The sequence below is a fragment of the Methylomonas defluvii genome (genome assembly GCF_033949435.1).
Lineage (GTDB): Bacteria > Pseudomonadota > Gammaproteobacteria > Methylococcales > Methylomonadaceae > Methylomonas > Methylomonas defluvii.
In genome coordinates, this window is sequence record NZ_JAXARY010000005.1 from 19290 (window position 1) to 36637 (window position 17348).

12 protein-coding genes and 2 pseudogenes are annotated in these 17348 nt (G+C 52.8%); 3 read left to right on the top strand and 11 right to left on the bottom strand.

All coding sequences use genetic code 11. The features are described from left to right. Window positions 1–237: 237 nt before the first annotated feature. The 3 genes from trpC to trpD form a co-directional block, all read right to left on the bottom strand. Complete coding sequence (gene trpC, locus QLH52_RS06840; RefSeq protein ID WP_319961027.1) at window positions 238–1035, bottom strand: indole-3-glycerol phosphate synthase TrpC; 798 nt, start codon at window positions 1033–1035, stop codon at window positions 238–240. 380 nt (window positions 1036–1415) lie between these two features. Continuing rightward, complete coding sequence (locus tag QLH52_RS06845) at window positions 1416–2114, bottom strand: cold shock and DUF1294 domain-containing protein (protein WP_319961028.1); 699 nt, start codon at window positions 2112–2114, stop codon at window positions 1416–1418. 510 nt (window positions 2115–2624) lie between these two features. Next, entirely contained in the window at window positions 2625–3632 is a 1008-nt protein-coding gene (gene trpD / locus QLH52_RS06850; RefSeq protein WP_319961029.1) for an anthranilate phosphoribosyltransferase, read from the bottom strand. A 376-nt stretch (window positions 3633–4008) separates the two neighbouring features. Between trpD and QLH52_RS06855 the strand changes: the two genes are divergently transcribed. Continuing rightward, a complete protein-coding gene (locus QLH52_RS06855; protein WP_205451866.1) occupies window positions 4009–4854 on the top strand; it encodes a hypothetical protein in 846 nt (281 codons plus the stop codon). Window positions 4855–4920: 66 nt separating this feature from the next. Here the strand turns inward: QLH52_RS06855 and QLH52_RS06860 are convergent, their stop codons facing one another. The 5 genes and pseudogenes from QLH52_RS06860 to trpE form a co-directional block, all read right to left on the bottom strand. Then, entirely contained in the window at window positions 4921–6165 is a 1245-nt protein-coding gene (locus QLH52_RS06860) for a TIGR03862 family flavoprotein (RefSeq protein WP_319961030.1), read from the bottom strand. A gap of 298 nt (window positions 6166–6463) precedes the next feature. Then, the gene (locus QLH52_RS06865) at window positions 6464–6733 is read right to left on the bottom strand and encodes a DUF2442 domain-containing protein (protein ID WP_101053800.1); all 270 of its coding nucleotides are present in this window, start codon (window positions 6731–6733) and stop codon (window positions 6464–6466) included. Beyond that, a pseudogene (locus tag QLH52_RS24605) lies at window positions 6693–6910 on the bottom strand (DUF4160 domain-containing protein). The gene QLH52_RS06865 and the pseudogene QLH52_RS24605 overlap by 41 nt, the downstream one beginning before the upstream one ends. Beyond that, a complete protein-coding gene (locus tag QLH52_RS06870) occupies window positions 6907–7497 on the bottom strand; it encodes an anthranilate synthase component II (RefSeq protein ID WP_319961031.1) in 591 nt (196 codons plus the stop codon). Before QLH52_RS06870 ends, QLH52_RS24605 begins: the two are co-directional and overlap by 4 nt. Continuing rightward, complete coding sequence (gene trpE / locus QLH52_RS06875; protein ID WP_319961032.1) at window positions 7494–9002, bottom strand: anthranilate synthase component I; 1509 nt, start codon at window positions 9000–9002, stop codon at window positions 7494–7496. The genes QLH52_RS06870 and trpE overlap by 4 nt, the downstream gene beginning before the upstream one ends. Before the next feature lie 185 nt (window positions 9003–9187). Here trpE and QLH52_RS06880 point away from each other — a divergent pair, with 185 nt between their 5' ends. After that, window positions 9188–9376 (top strand): hypothetical protein, encoded by a 189-nt coding sequence (locus QLH52_RS06880; RefSeq protein ID WP_319961033.1) that lies wholly within the window; start codon window positions 9188–9190, stop codon window positions 9374–9376. A 344-nt stretch (window positions 9377–9720) separates the two neighbouring features. Beyond that, a pseudogene (locus tag QLH52_RS06885) lies at window positions 9721–9909 on the top strand (IS110 family transposase); the annotation flags it as partial. A gap of 161 nt (window positions 9910–10070) precedes the next feature. Here QLH52_RS06885 and QLH52_RS06890 read toward each other — a convergent pair. The 3 genes from QLH52_RS06890 to QLH52_RS06905 form a co-directional block, all read right to left on the bottom strand. After that, window positions 10071–10649: a hypothetical protein gene (locus QLH52_RS06890; protein ID WP_319961034.1), complete on the bottom strand. Its 579-nt coding sequence runs from the start codon at window positions 10647–10649 to the stop codon at window positions 10071–10073. Next, window positions 10649–14830 (bottom strand): RHS repeat-associated core domain-containing protein, encoded by a 4182-nt coding sequence (locus QLH52_RS06895; RefSeq protein WP_319961035.1) that lies wholly within the window; start codon window positions 14828–14830, stop codon window positions 10649–10651. The genes QLH52_RS06890 and QLH52_RS06895 overlap by 1 nt, the downstream gene beginning before the upstream one ends. Window positions 14831–15477: 647 nt before the next feature. Then, window positions 15478–17265 (bottom strand): sigma-54-dependent Fis family transcriptional regulator, encoded by a 1788-nt coding sequence (locus QLH52_RS06905; protein WP_319961036.1) that lies wholly within the window; start codon window positions 17263–17265, stop codon window positions 15478–15480. Between the last annotated feature and the right edge of the window lie 83 nt (window positions 17266–17348).

Consider the following 17348-nt stretch of genomic DNA (forward strand, 5'->3'; position numbering starts at 1 on the left):
CTCCCACTGGGAGAGGGTTAGGGTGAGGGGATAAATTAGAAAAAGCTTTATTCTGATCCCCTCATCCCAACCTTCTCCCGGTGGGAGAAGGGGCTGACGCTGGCGTTAGGTATCGCGTGGGAACGCCGCCATGGACGCTCTGTGTCGTCCGGTAAATACTTTGTTTACTATCCCTAAACCCGGTTGAATGCCGCTTCCAGCATCGGCAGCCGGCATCAATCTAAGCCAAGAGTTAACCTAAAAAAACAACTCGCGCATTTTTTGCCCCGGCGATTCGGCACGCATAAACGCTTCGCCAACCAGGAAAGTATAAATACCGTTGTCCTGCATCAATTTCACATCGGCAGGGGTATGGATGCCGCTTTCGGTGACAATCAGTTTGTCGGCCGGGATGGTGTTTTTCAAATCCAGCGTGGTTTGCAAGGACACTTCGAAGGTGCGCAGATTGCGGTTGTTGATGCCTATCATATTGGTGTTGAGCTTTAGGGCCCGTTCCAATTCCTCCGCGTCGTGCACTTCGGTCAATACGTCCATGCCCAAGCCGGTGGCGGTGTCGGCCAATTCCTTCAGCATCGCGTCGTCCAGTGCTGCGACGATCAACAAGATACAATCGGCGCCCAAAGCTCGCGATTCGTGAATTTGATACGGGTCGATCATGAAGTCCTTACGAATCGCCGGCAGCGGGCAGTTTTGCCGCACCATTTGCAGATTGGCTTCCGAACCCTGGAAAAACTCCTTATCGGTCAGCACCGACAAACAAGTCGCGCCACTAAACGCATAATCCACGGCAATTTCCACCGGCTTGAAGTTCTCGCGGATCACGCCCTGGCTGGGCGAAGCCTTCTTGATTTCGGCGATGATTGCCGGCTTTTTCTGATCGGCTTTGCTGCGCAGCGCCGAATAAAAGCCGCGTGGGCCTTGCACGGTGCCGGCGAGTTCTTCCAGCAGCGACAGCGGCGTGTTGCTCTTGCGGCGGGCTACTTCTTCGGCTTTTTTGCTTAGGATGGTTTTTAGGATGTCGGGTGTGTCGGTCATGTTTCTTGTTTAGTTTGTGTCGCTGTCGCGACGGTTATTTTAAAGTCGGGTCTCGGCCCGACAGCCGAGATACTTTCTTTTGTTTGGCCAAAAGAAAGTATCCAAAGAAAAAGCCACCCCAATGCCGCTTTGATCCTGCGCGCCGAAGGGTTTGAACGGGGTTGCCTGAAGGGGCTTCCCAGCCCCTGCATGCAACGCGACGCATCCATGCGTCGCCCCTAACGGGCTGCTCACTCGGTACATCCATGTACCTCGCCCTTCGGGTGCTGCGCATGCAAATCGGCAATCCTGCCGATTTGTCCGTCCAAATCCTCCGGTGCTCGACGCGGCATAGGGGAGAAAACAGACCGGTGATGTCGAATCGTAAAATCGGACGCAGGCTAATCTGACCAACGGATTTCCGCCACTCGTTTCTTATGGCCACTGCTGGCTTGTAAAAGGCCGACGTATTTACTAATCGAGGTATTTATCGCAATAGCGTCGATTTGATGAAGTAAAACTCCACCATCAGTGGATAATAACCAATTTAAAGAGCCACAATTCATCAAAACAGTAAGCCAAAAAACGATTCGAAAAGGTTGTTTCTTGGACTTATGCCGAAGTGTGGTTTGCGCTACCAAAGCCCCAGGCCAACCGCCGATAACAGAAGATAAATGCAAAGTGCTTTCCGGTGTCCGCCAATTACCATGCCTCGCCGCATGCTTATCCAGCGCATAGAGAAAAAATGTTATTACGCTGGCTAATAAATACAGGACAAAAATCAGTATCGGTATTTTTCCTAAATAAGCCCAATATCCCGCAAATACCAAAAACCCAATTGCAGCTAGGAAGTAAAACGAGCTAAGGAAAGATGGAATGGGCAAAGTTAATTTTGCAACTTCGAATTTTACTTGCTGGGCTTGTGGCCTGCCTTCCGCATCAACCCTAATTTCAAATGTTACGACATCTCCAATAACTGGTCTTCTGGATTGATTGTAAAACCCTTTAATATGAATGAAAATCTCTGGGCCGCTCTTGGGTTGAATAAAACCGAAACCCTTTTCATCATTCCATTTTTTGATTACTCCTTCTAAACGCATATTTTTGCTTGCCTATATATCGGTGATTCTGAGTTTAGAGCCAAAGGATTTGCTGAACAAACTGAAGCGCATCGGTCGCGAACGATGCGCCTCCTGACGTCGGCAGCATCCTACATCAGAACTCTTACCCAAGCTTTGAAAATTATCTGCCGCCTTCAGTTTTCAAGGCGCGAGGTTGGTCCCCTATGCCGCGCCGAGCACTGGAGAGTTTGGGCGGATCAGCCCGAAGGGGCGACGCAGGGATGCGGCGCGTTGCATGCAGGGGCTGGGAAGCCCCTTCAGGCAACCCCGCTCAAATTCTCCGGAGCGCAGGATCAAAGCGGCGTTGGGGTGGCCTTTTCTTTGGATACTTTCTTTTGGCCAAACACAAATTCGTCTGGAACGAATTTGAACAGCCGATAGGCTGGCCCGTAGGGCGAAAACCAGGGATGGTTTTCGTAGCGAAAGTATCTCGGTTGTCGGGCCGAGACCCGACACTAAAACAAATCCGTCGCGACAGCGACACAAAACTCAAGAATACCCAATCAACGCCTCAAACTTCCCCAACGCGCTGCCATCCGCCAACACCTGATGCGCGCGGCGAATGCCGGCATCCAGCGAATCGGCCAAATCGGCGGCGTAAATCGCCGCGCCGGCGTTTAATGCCACAATGTCGCGGGCCGGGCCGGCTTGGTTGTTCAATACCGCGCGCATAATTGCCAGGCTATCGGCTGCGCAAGTAATCGACAAGGTTGCCAGGCTGGCGCGCGGCATGCCGAATTGTTCCGGGGTGACGGTATAGCTGTGCACGATGCCGTCGATCAGTTCGGCGACATCGGTGGGTGCGGCGATGCTGATTTCATCCAGGCCGTCGCGCGCATGCACCACCAGCACGTGCTTGCTGCCCAGTTTTTTTAGCACTTCCGCAACCGGTACCAGCCATTGTTTGTCGAACACGCCGATCAATTGATGCGGCGCATTGGCCGGATTGGAAAGAGGGCCGATCAGATTGAACAATGTGCGCACGCCCATTTCCTTGCGCGGACCGACCGTATGCCGCACCGCGCTGTGGTGCTTGGCGGCAAACAAAAAGCCGACGCCGATGTCGTTGACGCATTGCGCCACTTGTTCGGCAGGCATATCCAGATTAATGCCGGCGGCTTCCAGTACATCGGCGCTGCCGCAGTTGCTGGAAACCGAGCGATTGCCATGTTTGGCCACCTTGCCGCCCGCCGCCGCGACCACAAAGGCCGCCGTTGTCGAAATATTGAAAGTGTTGGCACCGTCGCCGCCGGTGCCGCAGGTGTCGATCACGTGCTCGCCATGCACCGGCACTTGCCGGACCAGCTCGCGCAGCACGCTGACCGCCGCGGCGATTTCCTCAATGGTCTCGCCCTTGCAACGCAACGCGATCAAAAAGCCGGCGATTTGTGCGTCGGTCAGCTCGCCTTGCATCATGGTACGCATCACATCGCGCATTTCCTCGGTGCTGAGGTCTTGTTTATCCAGAAGTTTTTGCAGCGTGGCTTGGATTTGCATGGAGTGAATAGCCGGTGTTTTGGTCAAGGTAGGGATGATAACAAACGACGGCTCATATCGAAAACCTTGCGGGCCGTCAATCCCTCGCGAGCGAGGTCGCTTGCTTACACGATCTCGAGAATGGGTAGATAAAAAGGCGATTTTATTGCAAGCCAGCTTATAAATTTCAAGTTTTATTGACGTAGCACATTGATTAAGCCTTTATGTTTTTATGGTAATTGACGGTGGTTAACTTAGCTGTTAAATGACGGTCAAGACTAGCATTTTAAATAAGCGGCTTGTCGCAAAGAGCTAGTCTTGATCAGCATGGCAACGGTTTTTGGCCGTTTGGCCGTGCAATGAAAATTTGTGCTCGTTAATCAATGGAGACATTACCATGAAATACCTTGCCAAGCCGATTCGGCGACCTTACTTTAAGACTAATCTGTTCAGCATTCTGGTGCTATCGCTTTGCCTTGCCCAATCTGCTGAGGCGGCGACGGTTTCTGCGAGTGCGGTCATCGACTGGAGTACCTTTAAAATTACCGCCATTGATATTGGCAATGGCCTGCCAACATTGACCTGGAGTAATCAGTACGACAATAGCCAAGTGAATAATGGCTACTACAATAACGCCTATGATAGCGCGGCAAATTGGAGCTCAGGGACTTCGACTACCGAGTCACTGTCCACATCGACCTATAGCAGATCTGCTTCCAGCGCTACATCGATTAATCAAATCAACGCCAATGCCGCTCTAAACGGTTCTTTTCCGTATCAAAGTTTATCGGCCAGCAGCAGTAGCCAGCGATCCGGTAGTTTTACCGTACAAGGCAGCGGACTGTTAATTTTCGAAGCGAATTACAGTTTGATGGGGGACCTGGGTGCCTCAAGTAATGCGTCGGCAAGCTCCAACGCAAGCTTCAATTTGAGTTACTACAATGGCGGAAACTCCGGGTCAGTCAACCAAAATGTCAATCGCTATCTATCGACCGGCTCCGGGGCCGTGACGGAAAACGATATATTGTCTGTTGCTTTGGTCTTTAAAGACGGTTGGAGCGGAAGTTTTTCCGCGAATACCAGTGCATCGGTTTACGGGTACGACTACGGAACCGGAGGCGGCGGCAGCGTGCCTCTACCGGGGGCTTTCTGGCTATTTGGCAGTGTATTGGCCGGAGCCGCCTCGTTGCGGTCGGCTAATACAATGCGCAGAATGCGGCCATTTGCAGAAGTCGCACGCTAAACAAGATGTTGAAGGGGTGGCGCCGGCTACCCCTTTTTTGCGTCCGGCTATGGAGTGGGGAGTTCTTTAAAACTTTTGATGCCGGTTTAGCCAGTCACACACGCCCAGTCCGGCACTGCGGCCGGTAGCAAAGCAAGCCGAGAGCAAGTACCCCCCGGTCGGCGCCTCCCAATCCTGCATCTCGCCGGCGACAAAAACGCCGGGTAGCGCGGTAAGCATCAGATTTTGATCAAGGCTGTTAAAACTCACGCCGCCGGCGCTGCTGATCGCTTCGGCGATGGGCCGGGTGGCATTGACAGTGATGGGCAAGGCTTTGATCGTCTTCGCTAGAATGGCTGCATCGGCAAATTGCGCCTGACTGAGCACTTCGCGCAGCAAGGCTGCTTTGACGCCGGAAATGCCAACCCGGCTCTGCAAATGGCTGGATAAGGACCGGGAACCCCTGGGGCGGCTGATTTCGGCCAGCACCCGTTCCGCATCGCGTCCTGGCAGCAGGTCAACGGTGAAGGTAGCGCTGCCGTGAACATGCAGATATTCGCGCAGCCGCCGCGAAAATGCGTAAATCAGGCTGCCTTCCACGCCGTGCGTGCTAATCACCATTTCGCCCAGCCTGCGTTCGGCGTAGCCCTGCGTGTCGGTAAATGTCAGCGCTACCGATTTGAGCGGCGCGCCGGCAAACTTCTCGCGCAGATGCTCGCTCCACGCTACTTCAAAGCCGCAATTTGCGCTTTGCAAGGGTGCAATTTCCACTCCGCGCGCCTGTAACCAAGTCACCCACGCGCCATCCGACCCTAGTTGCGGCCAGCTGGCACCGCCCAAGGCCAACACGGTTGCTTGCGGCTTGACCGAAATTTCGCCATCCGGATTGCTCAGGCGCAGCGCGCCATCGTCATCCCAGCCCAGCCAGCGGTGGCGCATATGAAAATGCACACCGTTCGAACGCAAGCGGTGCAGCCAGGCGCGCAGCAAGGGCGCGGCCTTCATCTCCGTTGGAAACACGCGGCCGGACGTGCCGACAAAAGTTTCTATGCCCAAGCCTCGCATCCAGGCTCTCAGGGCCTCCGGAGAAAAGGCGTTCAGCATCGGTTCCAGTGCGGCACGCTGTGTGCCGTAACGAGACAAAAACGACTCGAACGGTTCCGAATGGGTAATGTTTAATCCACCCTTGCCGGCCATCAAAAACTTACGCCCGGCGGAGGGCATCGCGTCAAACACAGCGACGCTCAAGCCGGCCTGGCTTAGCACTTCGGCGGCCATCAAGCCGGCAGGGCCGGCGCCGATGATGGCAATAGAGTGGTTAAAGGAAGTCAATGCGTGGCTAGGCTAAAGTTTCATGTTCTAACCAACCTTTCCTTGCCAATATATGCCCAGGAGCGCTCCGACACCGACTAAGCTCACGCAATATCCCGATGTAAAAGGTTCGATGGCATATGAAAGAAAAAATGCCAAGCTGATCGAGATTAGAACGCACAATACAAATCGCCAATGTATTGCCGCCCAAATCAAGGAAAAAAGCTCATCCATGTTTTACGAAGTAGTGCCTTAGTAACAGGTGGTTTTTGAATTGACGGTCATTACGAATTGCAAATCGAGATGTCATGCAGTTTATTTAGGACTGACTACTGGCTTGCAATGGAAATCTCTCCGGATGTTTGATCATCTCCACAGTCAAGTCTATATCCATGTCAGGCCAGTAAAAATGATTAGGTGAAGGCTCTTCAACACGGAGAATGGCATTGATGGGCTGATTTTTAAACCACGGAAAGTCATCATAAGACATGAATAACTCTTCGGTCCGAGTCAGCAACCATACGCCGTGACTGGATATGTGTGTCACTTCAGCCGGGGAAATGTTGTTGCCAAGCGCTAATGAGTTCATCGTAATGTTTCTCCACTAAAGATTCGATTTCTTTTATCTGCTTTCTGGAATATCGATAATTTTTAGCCAAAATTTGGCCTCGCCGTCTTCGGAAACGATGTGAACGTGCATTCTGGGCTCTTCCCGAGAGAAGAAAAAGAAGCGGTAACCCGCTTCTTTGAAAACCGTTGGACTCATCTCACCAAAAAATTCCGCAACATGTCATGCCCATGCTCAGTCAGAATTGACTCGGGATGGAATTGCACGCCTTCAATATCCAGCGTTTTATGGCGTACGCCCATGATTTCGTCGATGTTGCCGGCCTCGTCCTGAGTCCAGGCCGTCACTTCTAGGCAATCCGGCATGGTCGCTTGTTCGATCACCAGCGAATGGTAGCGGGTGGCGGTGAACGGGTTGCTCAGGCCTTTGAACACGCCCAAATCTTTGTGATACACCGGCGATACTTTGCCGTGCATGATCTGCTTGGCGTGGATGATGTTGCCGCCGAAGGCGTAGCCTATGCTCTGGTGGCCCAGGCAAACGCCCAGAATCGGATACTTGCCGGCGTAACGGTGGATGGTCTCCACCGAGATGCCAGCTTCCTTGGGTGTGCACGGCCCAGGGGAAATGACGATCTTGTCGGGACGCAGGCCCTCAATGTCTTCCACCGTCACTTCGTCGTTGCGCACCACCACCACGTCGGCGCCGAGTTCGCCGAAATACTGCACCAGGTTGTAGGTGAAGGAATCGTAGTTGTCGACCATCACCAATCTGACGCCGCTCATGTTTGTGCTCCTTTAGATTGAGCCGCGCTGCTCAGGAGGCCGGCTTCGGCCATGCTGACGGCGCGGAACACCGCGCGGCCTTTGTTCATTGTTTCATCCCATTCGTTGCGCGGCACGGAATCGTAAACGATGCCGGCGCCGGCTTGAATGTGTAAGGTTTGGTCTTTGATGACGGCGGTGCGGATCGCGATCGCGGTATCCAGGTTGCCGGACCAGGAGATATAACCGACTGCGCCGGAATAAATACCGCGCTTGACCGGCTCCAGCTCGTCGATGATTTCCATGGCCCGGATCTTCGGTGCGCCGCTGACGGTGCCGGCCGGGAAGGTGGCCGCCAACACGTCGAAGGCATTTTTACCTTCCTGCAATTCGCCTGTGACGTTGGAAACGATGTGCATCACGTGCGAGTAGCGCTCGACGATCATCTTGTCGGTGAGTTTGACGCTGCCGATTTTGGCGACTCGTCCGGTGTCGTTGCGGCCCAGGTCGATTAGCATCAAATGCTCGGCGATTTCTTTTGGGTCGGCCAGTAGTTCCTTTTCCAGCTCCAGATCCTGCTCGTGGGTTTCGCCGCGTTTGCGGGTGCCGGCGATTGGTCGCACCGTCACTTCGTTGTCTTCCAGCCGCACCAGAATTTCCGGCGACGAGCCCACTACATATAGATCGTCCAGGTTCATGAAAAACATATACGGCGACGGATTCAAGCACCGCAAAGCCCGATACAAATCCAGCGGAGCGGCTTCAAACGGAATCGACATGCGCTGCGACAACACCACCTGCATGCAATCGCCGTCGGTGATGTATTGTTTGGCTTTTAACACCGCGTCTTCGTAGCCTTGTTGGGTAAAACCGGAGACAAAATCGTGTTCGTGCACGTGCTTAACGGCAGGATGTGCTTGCGGATTGGCTTGCAGTTCACGCAGCTTCACCACCAGTTCGTCGAGTCTGGCCTTGGCGTTTTCGTAAGCTTGGGCTTGTGCCGGATCGGCATGGGTCAGCAATAGCATTTTGCCGGACAGGTTGTCGAATATCAGCAAATCTTGCGACACCATCAACAAAATGTCCGGCGCGCCGATAGGGTCCGGCTTGCCGCTGGGCTTTAAACGCGGCTCGATATAGCCGATGGTTTCATAACCGAAATAACCGACCAGACCGCCGTTGAAGCGCGGTAAACCCGGCACATCCGGCACCTTGTAGTTTTGCCGAAATTCTTCTATCCATTCCAGCGGTTGAGCGTGCTCGAAAGTCTGGTTGTCGTGGCCGTCTTTTTCGACCGTGATGCGGTGGCCGCTGATTTTGATACGGGTTTTGCAAGGCAAGCCGATGATCGAATACCGTCCCCACTGCTCGCCGCCGTGTACGGACTCAAACAAATAGGAATAAGGGCCGTCGGCCAGCTTTAAGTAAGCGCTGAGCGGCGTGTCCAGATCGGCCAGCACTTCGCGGCAGATCGGGATGCGGTTGTAGCCTTGTTGGGCGTATGCGGTAAATTCGGCGGGTGTCATTATTATTCTCTTGAAGCAACCGGTTGTGCGACTCGCGATTGTAACGCACAACGCGCCCAGCAGCGACCCGCGCGGCTGAAAACTGAGCCTACTGCGAAATTGTAAACTGCTTGGACGTCCAAAATTAAACTGGCCGCACGTTGACAGCCTTATATTTTGCACCTCTATCTATCGGGCTGATAAAAATGGAGTTGTTACAGCGTGACATTGAGGTGTTGGAGCAGGAAAGGCATCAGCGTTTGGGACAAGACGCGGCAGCAGCTGATCAAGGGCCTTCGGCAGCTGATAGCCCTGTCGGCAAGGTTAAAACATTGGCGGTGAATAAAGAGTTTGGCGAATCCATGCGCATTTCGGGTATTGCACTTCGGTTTTGAATCTGCAGTTTGTGTCGAGCCATGCAAGGCGCAACGGTCGCGAACGATGCGCCTGTCGGCAGCATCCTATAGATCAGCGCACGTTATCGCGTTGGAACCAAAACTATAGCAAGGAAGATTTGATTGACGGGCAAGGCCGTAAGACATACGGCGCAATACGGCTTCGCCTATTGACGCCCTACCGATTGCGACTTACGGCCTTAAGAAGGCTCCAAGGCTATGGCTATTTAATTCCAGTGTTGGGCAATGAGATTACCACCTCTCCTGTCGATTGTTCTTTTACTTGTCGAGCAGGTGGGACTGTGGGATTTTCTGGATATGTTTTGCCGTTAAATATGAGTTCCGCGTTCTATATGCCGGCCATGGTGACGCTTTATAAAACAGCCTGGGGTAAACAATTCCGTGGACGATTAGCCGGTGCTGGTAAACCCAATAAGCTGATTATCGGGGCCATGATGCGTAAATTGATTCATGTGGCATTCGGTGTCTTGAAATCCGCAAAACCCTTCGACTCGGCTATTCATCTGGCTTGACTTGGATAACAGTATCTACGGCCCTGAAATCCGCAAAACCCTTCGATTCGGCTATTCGTTTGATTTGATTTGGATAACAGTATCTACGCGGGCTTGCTTATGAGAGACCAGCGGTCTTGCAGTCATGAGCGGAACCCGCCAAAAGTTCCGCTTTATGCCTGTTACAAGCGACTATTCGGTGACCAATGAATATAACCTTCTCCATCATAGGCGCCAACAACAACTTCTAGTATATTTTTGAACGAATCGTATTTTGAATTCATAACACAATCTTTAATATCAATAGAATTTTCTAACTCAAAAACAACGCACAAAAAATGCCACGAAACACCAGTTCCTCTAATTAAATCTCTCAATTTTAATTCCGTGGCTTCTGTATCAACAACCCAATGATAGACCTCGTCATTATTTGTAAGACATGAACCGTGGCCAGCTACATTTTCCGCACTTCCCATTACATCATCAAACATTGCAATAGACGGAGAATTTAACTTCAAAGCTCTTAGTATTCTATCCGGCAATGAGTTGTCAGAGCCTTTGCCAAATCCCCAAGAAAAATCAACAACATTTTCGACATTTAAATCTGCAGGAACAACAGAAAAAACACCGCCAACGCTTAAATCGACTTGAGTTTTTACAAACTGGCATAAGGAATTATCAATATCAAGAACATTTAATATGTGCTTAATAGCTTTTTCCCTCGCCAAGCCTAAGATTGATTGAACTGATGAATTTTTCATTATTTCGGCCATATCGTTCCATCAGGCCCAATTCGATAGCCAGGGCCATTTCTATCATTAAAATCCCAGTGTGGGCCAATATCTCCACCATGATCTAAGTCAGGATGCAAACTTTCCGGGCCATTTGGATTTTTATAGCCGCCTTTATCGCCACCTTGTGGTGGTTTGCCTTTCCAAGGCCATTGATTGCCATTCTTGTCTACGGGACATTGACCGGGTTTATCAAAATCAAAGTCTGGAATATTTTCCGGCAAATCAATTGGTACTGATGGACCTTCATCTCCAGAACTAAGTGAATCAGCGATCATTGCGCCGCCAAGTACAACCGTTGCAGCATCAACAAGCGCCTGAACAGCTGGTATTACAAGAGGCGCTGCAACTGCAACCAATCCTTGAGGATCGGTATATCTCAGAGGATTGTTATAAACATAGGCATAGGTATTAATGCCCCCCGCCAACCCAATCGGATCGGATTGCAGGTAGCGCCCGAGGTTAGGATCGTAGAAACGGGCGATATTGTAATGCAGGCCGGTTTCTTCATCGTAGTATTGACCGGGGAAACGCAGATTCTGGGTGATGAAGGCCGTGGTCGGCGTGGCCTTGCCGAACGGATCGAAATCTGCTGCCCAACTGATGTTGCCCGTGCGGTCCGTGGTTTTTTGGGGCGTGCCCAACCGGTCGTTGTGGTAATAATGGATAGGCCAGGGTGTCTGGTTTGGATCCGAGTCCACGTCATAGTTGATCCGCGCCAGTGGCTCGCCTTCCAGGTAAACATAACTGTGCGAGAAGGCCGTCCCTCCCCACTTGGTTTCATCCAGCAGCGTTCCGCTCAGCACGTCATAATCAAACGCGACGTTACCGCTGTTTGTCAGTTTCATGCTGCGATAGCCGAAGGCGTCGTACTTATTAGCCTGAACCGAGACTAGGCTTCCGCCCGCCTCATCCTTGATGGCCGTGACCAAATGGTCGGTGGCCTGGTAAAAATGCCGGCTGCCTTTCTGGCTCGCGTCGCCGTTCGCGTCGTACTGGTAGCTGGCCTGCTGCGCGCCCGTGAGCGCCAGCAGTTTCTGGCTGCCGAGGTCGTAGGTATACGAGGTCTGTGCGCCATTCCGCTCGCTGCTCAGACGGTTGCCTACATCGTCATAGCTAAAGGCATGGGTGTTCACGCCGGTGGCGCTGGACAGCCGGTCCAGCGGGTCGTAACCGAAATTTCGATGACGCCCCGAGGAGCTTAATTCGTCGGCCACACTGTCGAGGTTACCGTTCAAGTCATAGCCATAGGTGGCGGCCATGACGCCCGGCACGGTGCGCCCGGTTTCCCGGTAGTCTAAGTCGTAGCGACGGCTGATCTGTTTGCCATTGCCGTAGGTGAGCGATTTGACCGGGCCGAACGGCAGATGGGTGATGTGAGTTGCTAGCGGTGTTGTTATGTCGTAGACCCAGCTAACGGTACCATCATCCCAGTCGTGCAGCGATACCGAGTCGACTTGGCCGGCCGCATCAAAGCCATAAAGAACTTCACGGTATCCCGAATGCGATATTTTTTCTACTTTGCCATCGGCGTCGTAGGCATAGTAAATAAAGTTATCGTAGGTATGCGGCAAACCCTTGGCGGTGATGGAAGTCAACCGTCCTGCCCGGTCGTACTTGAGAGTCCGGTTACCGCTGGAGCCCGAACGCAAGGCGCGCGACAGCTTGCCCAAGTTGCCGTTTTCGTCGTAATAAAACTGCGCGCCGCCGTCGCCACTTTTAATCCGATTCAGCGCATCGTAGGTATATGTTACCGACACCTTGGCCACATCCGTTTTACCGATCCGGTTACCGGCACTGTCGTAGCCGTATTGAGTAATCCCGGTATTGGGACTGTCCAGTTGCATCAGGTCGCCGAGGCCGTTGTAGCTGTAGACGGTGTCGTGGTTGTTGGCATCGGTGACTTGGGTGAGGCGGTCTTGGCCGTCGTAGCGATAGTCGGTCAAGCCGGCGAGAGCATCGGTGTTGCGGATCAGCCGGTTCAGGCTGTCGTATTGGTGCTGGGTGGCATGGCCGTTAGCGTCCGTGACCTGGGTCAGGTTGCCGTTGGCGTCGTATTCGTAGCGTGTGGTCTGGTTGTAGGCGCCGATGTCTTGGGCCAAGCGGTTCAAGGCGTCGTAGACGCGACTGCGGGTTTTAACCACTGCGCCGCTGCTATCGAGAATTTCCTCTTTGGTGCGGTTCCCCATCGCATCCAGCGTGTAATGAATCTTGCCGCCCAGGGCGTCGGTGATGTCGGTCAGGCGGTGCGCAGCGTCGTAGGTAAACGTATGGGTCACACCGGCTGCCGAGGTAGTTTGAGTCAGGTTGCCGGCTTTGTCGTAGGTGTAGGCGGTGGTGTTGCCGTCGACGGTTTTTTGGGTCAGGCGGCCGCGAGCGTCGTAAGCAAAGCCAATCACCAAGCCATTAGGATCGGTCAGGCTGAGCAGGCGGCCGTTAGCGTCGTAGGCGGTAAAGGTGGTGGTGTGGCCGAGAGCATTGGTGATTTTCCACAGGTCGCCGGGATGGTGAGTGGCCGTGGTATCCGAGTAATAGCTATAGGCGGTGATGTCGCTAACGTCGGTACGCGGGCCGTCGGCGCTCAGCACTTGGCCGAGGTTGTTGTAGGTATAGCTCCACCTGCGGTTTTGCCCGGTCGCGGTATCGGTGACGGCTTTGCTTAGCAGGTTGCCGCCCGCGTCGTAATTGAAGGCGGTGCGCCGGCCGGCCTCGTCGATTTGGGTGGGCAGGTGGTAGTTGGCGTGCCACTGGGTACTGCGTTTGCGTTCGATGCTGTTCGGCGCCGGCGTGTAAGCACTGAGGTTGGCCGGGCAACTCGAACTGGGCGCCAGGCCTTCCACCCGGACGGTTTCTAGGTTGCGGCTAAGATCGTAGGCATAACAGCTCAGGTTGCCGTTGAAGTCGGTGCGGCTGGCGAGGTTGCCGTTGGCGTCGTAACTTTGGGTGTGGGTTGCCCCAACACTACCGGCTCCGGCGGGCTGGCTAATAGCGGTTAGTTTCTGAACGTTTAAGATAGTCTGAAAAGTGTAATGCCGGCTGGCATTGAAGCTATCGACGACATCGGTGCTATTGTCGTTGTTATAGCTCAGCGCTACTTGTTCAACGTCGCCGGCATGTTTGGATAAATTGGCGCGGCCTTGGCTGTCGTAAGCCCAAGTCGCATAACGGTCGCCGTTCTCGTCGGTGATGCCGGTCAGGGCATGCGGGAGGGCGGTGTTTTCGTAATGGTAAAGTTTGAAGCTGCCATCCTGATAGATCACTTTGCTGAGATTGCCGGCGCTATCGTATTGATATTGGCTACTCAGGCCGTCCGGGTAGGTGACGCTGCTGATTCGGTTAGCGCTGTCGTAAGCCAGTTGCAGACTGTGGCCGAAGGGGCCGGCGACGCTAGCCAAACGCTGGCTGCCGTCATAGCTGTATGTGGTGGTTCGACCATTGGCTTCGGTGCGGGACACGATGCGACCGGCGGTATTGTAGCGTTCCACCGCACCCAGTTGATTGGTCAAGCTGTAGCCAGTGCTATCTTGGGTTAGCCGCAATTGGCTGTCGGCATCGCCTTGCCAAAGGCCATTGCTCAAAACAAACCATTCGGCGCGGCCGTCTGCTTGATGGTCAATGATTTGATTTCCCAAGAATTCCAGTGAAGACACCAAACCGTGACTCCAACCAAATCCTAGATATCCCGCAATGAGTTTTTCATTACTGTTGTAGTGCCTGGTAAAGCTCAATCCGATGACTTTATTCTCAAAATCCAACTCTTGTTGGTATTTATTACCTGACGCGGGATCGCATGGATTCCCAACACAGAGCGCTGGCACCCCATTATTTTTCCTCGTGTCCCGCGCGTAATATGTCCCCCTTACTGTGCCACCGCCTCCGCACGTACCACGCAATGTCAAATAGACGAAATCCCCGGTTACCGAGCCGTTAGCGCTGTAACTTAAGGTGTAACTGCATCCTGGAAATGCCCAAGACCAGTCACGTTGGTATTGGGCCCAAAAATAATCCAAAACCTGTCCAGTGGAAGGGAGCGGGGGATTATCACCGTAGCGATAATCAAATCTGTAAGGCGCTCCAAAAAAAGCAAGCCCAGACTGACTAGCCAACAAACCCATAATTAAAAGAAAACCCTTGAAGTGATGGTATTGCATTAATTTTCCTGATTAGCTAGATACTTCAGCCGCCCGAAGCCATACTTCCGGACGAGGCCCAATAGTGGCGGCAGCCACCAGCAGACGTGTTGGAAGCGTTTTAAATTGGAAGCGCCGATTGAAGTGATACGCAAAAGCTGCCAAGTAGCGAGTTGTGTTTTCTGCTGATATTAATCCAAAAATATTTCCAACAATTTTGTTCGAGCGATCACCAATAGCGCTTACCACCAAAGGCTTTCTGCCGGGTGTCCGGCCGAATTCAGACAACAGCCTTGTATCTGAGCCGTTTTAGGAAGCACAACATCCAGTCCCTAATATTTACTGTCCACTCAGCTTAGCCGCAAAAACTAATTTCAAGAGTGAGGTTACCCACTAACGGGTATTTTTGTGACTGAATCTACACCAGGTCTATTATTATCAGAGCTTCAGCCAGCCCAACAAACAGAGAAAAGTCATGGGCAACAGCTCTGAAAACTAACCAAAAAACATATTAGCCAGTTGACTATCGGGTAAAACGGGACATGCAAGGGAGAATCAATGCGGAAGCTGAAAGGCAAAAATACTACCGAAAACTGTCATTTACGCACCTGTCAGCCGGAGAATGTGCAAATGGATGCAATTACGCGCCTCTCGAATCAGTGTGCTTCTTACCCGGCCTTAGAATGCTCCCGCCAATCGATTTTATCCAGACCGAAGCGCTCGATTTTCCGATATAGCGTGGTACGAGTTATCCCCAGGTTTTTCGCAGCCAAGGAAATGTTGCCCGCGCATTCCCGCAAACTGGCTTTAATGCCGTGCAACTCCCAGTCTTCCAGTGTCATGGTACGGCCCGCAGCCGCCGATATTGGGTAAGTTAGCGTGTTGTCCAAAGCGTTATTGTCGTTCCCCGGCAGCACTTTACCCAGCTCTTCGACAAAATCCAGCGGCAAATCCTCGCGGGTAATCAGCGTGTCGCCGGCGGTGTATAGCGTCGCCCTGATGACGTTGATCAGTTGGCGAATATTGCCCGGCCACGGGTGTTGCTCGATCAGGGCAATCACGCTGGGGCAAATACTGATTGCCTGCGGGTTGGGTAGATTAGCCAGTTCGCGCTGCAAGATGTGGTGAATGATGTCGAGTTTGTCTTCGCGTTCGCGCAAGGGCGGCAGATGAATTTGCGCGCCGTTCAAACGGTAATACAAATCGCGGCGGAAGCGTCCGGCTTCGACGGCTTCCAACAAGGGTACGTTGGTAGCCGCGACGATTTGCACATCCACCTTGATTGGTTTGCTGCCACCGACTGGCGTGAACTCCGAGGTTTCCAGGACACGTAACAGCGTGGACTGCAAATCCAGGCTCATATCGCCGATTTCGTCCAGAAACAGAATACCTTTGTCGGCTAACAGAAATTTCCCCGGTTTGCCGGCACTGCGCGCGCCGGTAAAGCTGCCGGCTTCGTAACCGAACAGCTCGCTTTCGATCAAGTCATGCGGAATTGATGCACAGTTGATCGCAATCAAAGACTGATTTTTCCGCGGTCCGGCCTGTTTCAGCAGATTGACGAAATGATCTTTGCCCACGCCCGATTCGCCGGTAATCAGCATGGGAATCTTATGGTGTTGCAGCTTCACGGCCTTATCTACCAAGGCGGTCAATTGCTCTGACATTGCCGATTCGTATTGGCTGGGCGGCCTTTTGGCGGGTTTGAACGGGATTTTTTCCAACACCCGCGCTTGCGCAACCGGACTCTGGGTTAAGGGCAGATTGGTATTTAGGAGTACGCACAACAAATGCAAGAATGCGAACAAGGAGTTCATGCTTTCCTGTCTATCGCTGATCAAGCCGATCACGGCTTGCACGTTGTCGTCCTCATCCAGCAAGGGGTAACCGACCGTGGTGAAGGGGTGCAACAGGCTGACAAAATGCTCCATGCCCTGAAAGGCAATCGGTTTTTTCAATTGCGCGGCGGTGCCGATGCCGTTATTACCCAACACCGCTTCGCTCCAGCGGCTGTGCTTTTCGTACAAACTCAGCATGAAAGGGCTGGCAAACGGATTTTCGCCCAAGACTTGTAACAGGTGTCCGTCGGCATCGGTCAATACCAGCATGACGCCGGCTTCTTTCAAAAACACGTCGAACTGATGCCCCAAATGCCGGAGCATTTCGGCAATATCGTGAGCGGCACGGTTGATGCGCGGCTCCGGATCGGTGGTGAAACGCCAATGATCCCAGCGCGCGTAATTGCCCAATGGCAATTGGTATTCTTCCAGACAGCGGCGCCAGGATTCCGAGACTTCCGGGCGTACCCAGTCCGTGTGATCGGGCACGCAACGGCTCTGTGCCATCCAGCGCCAGGCCTGTATCGGGCGGTCAACTTCAAACGCTAGTGAGGTTTTGAACGCGCAGGCTTCTTTGATGATTTTAACGTTGTGGGGCAAGTGCAAGGCAATATCCATTTTTCCTCTTGTATTTTGGTGCGCCAATTTAGTATCGGCACAAAACAAAAATATAAAAAACAGAGGTTTAGCTGCTTTTTACG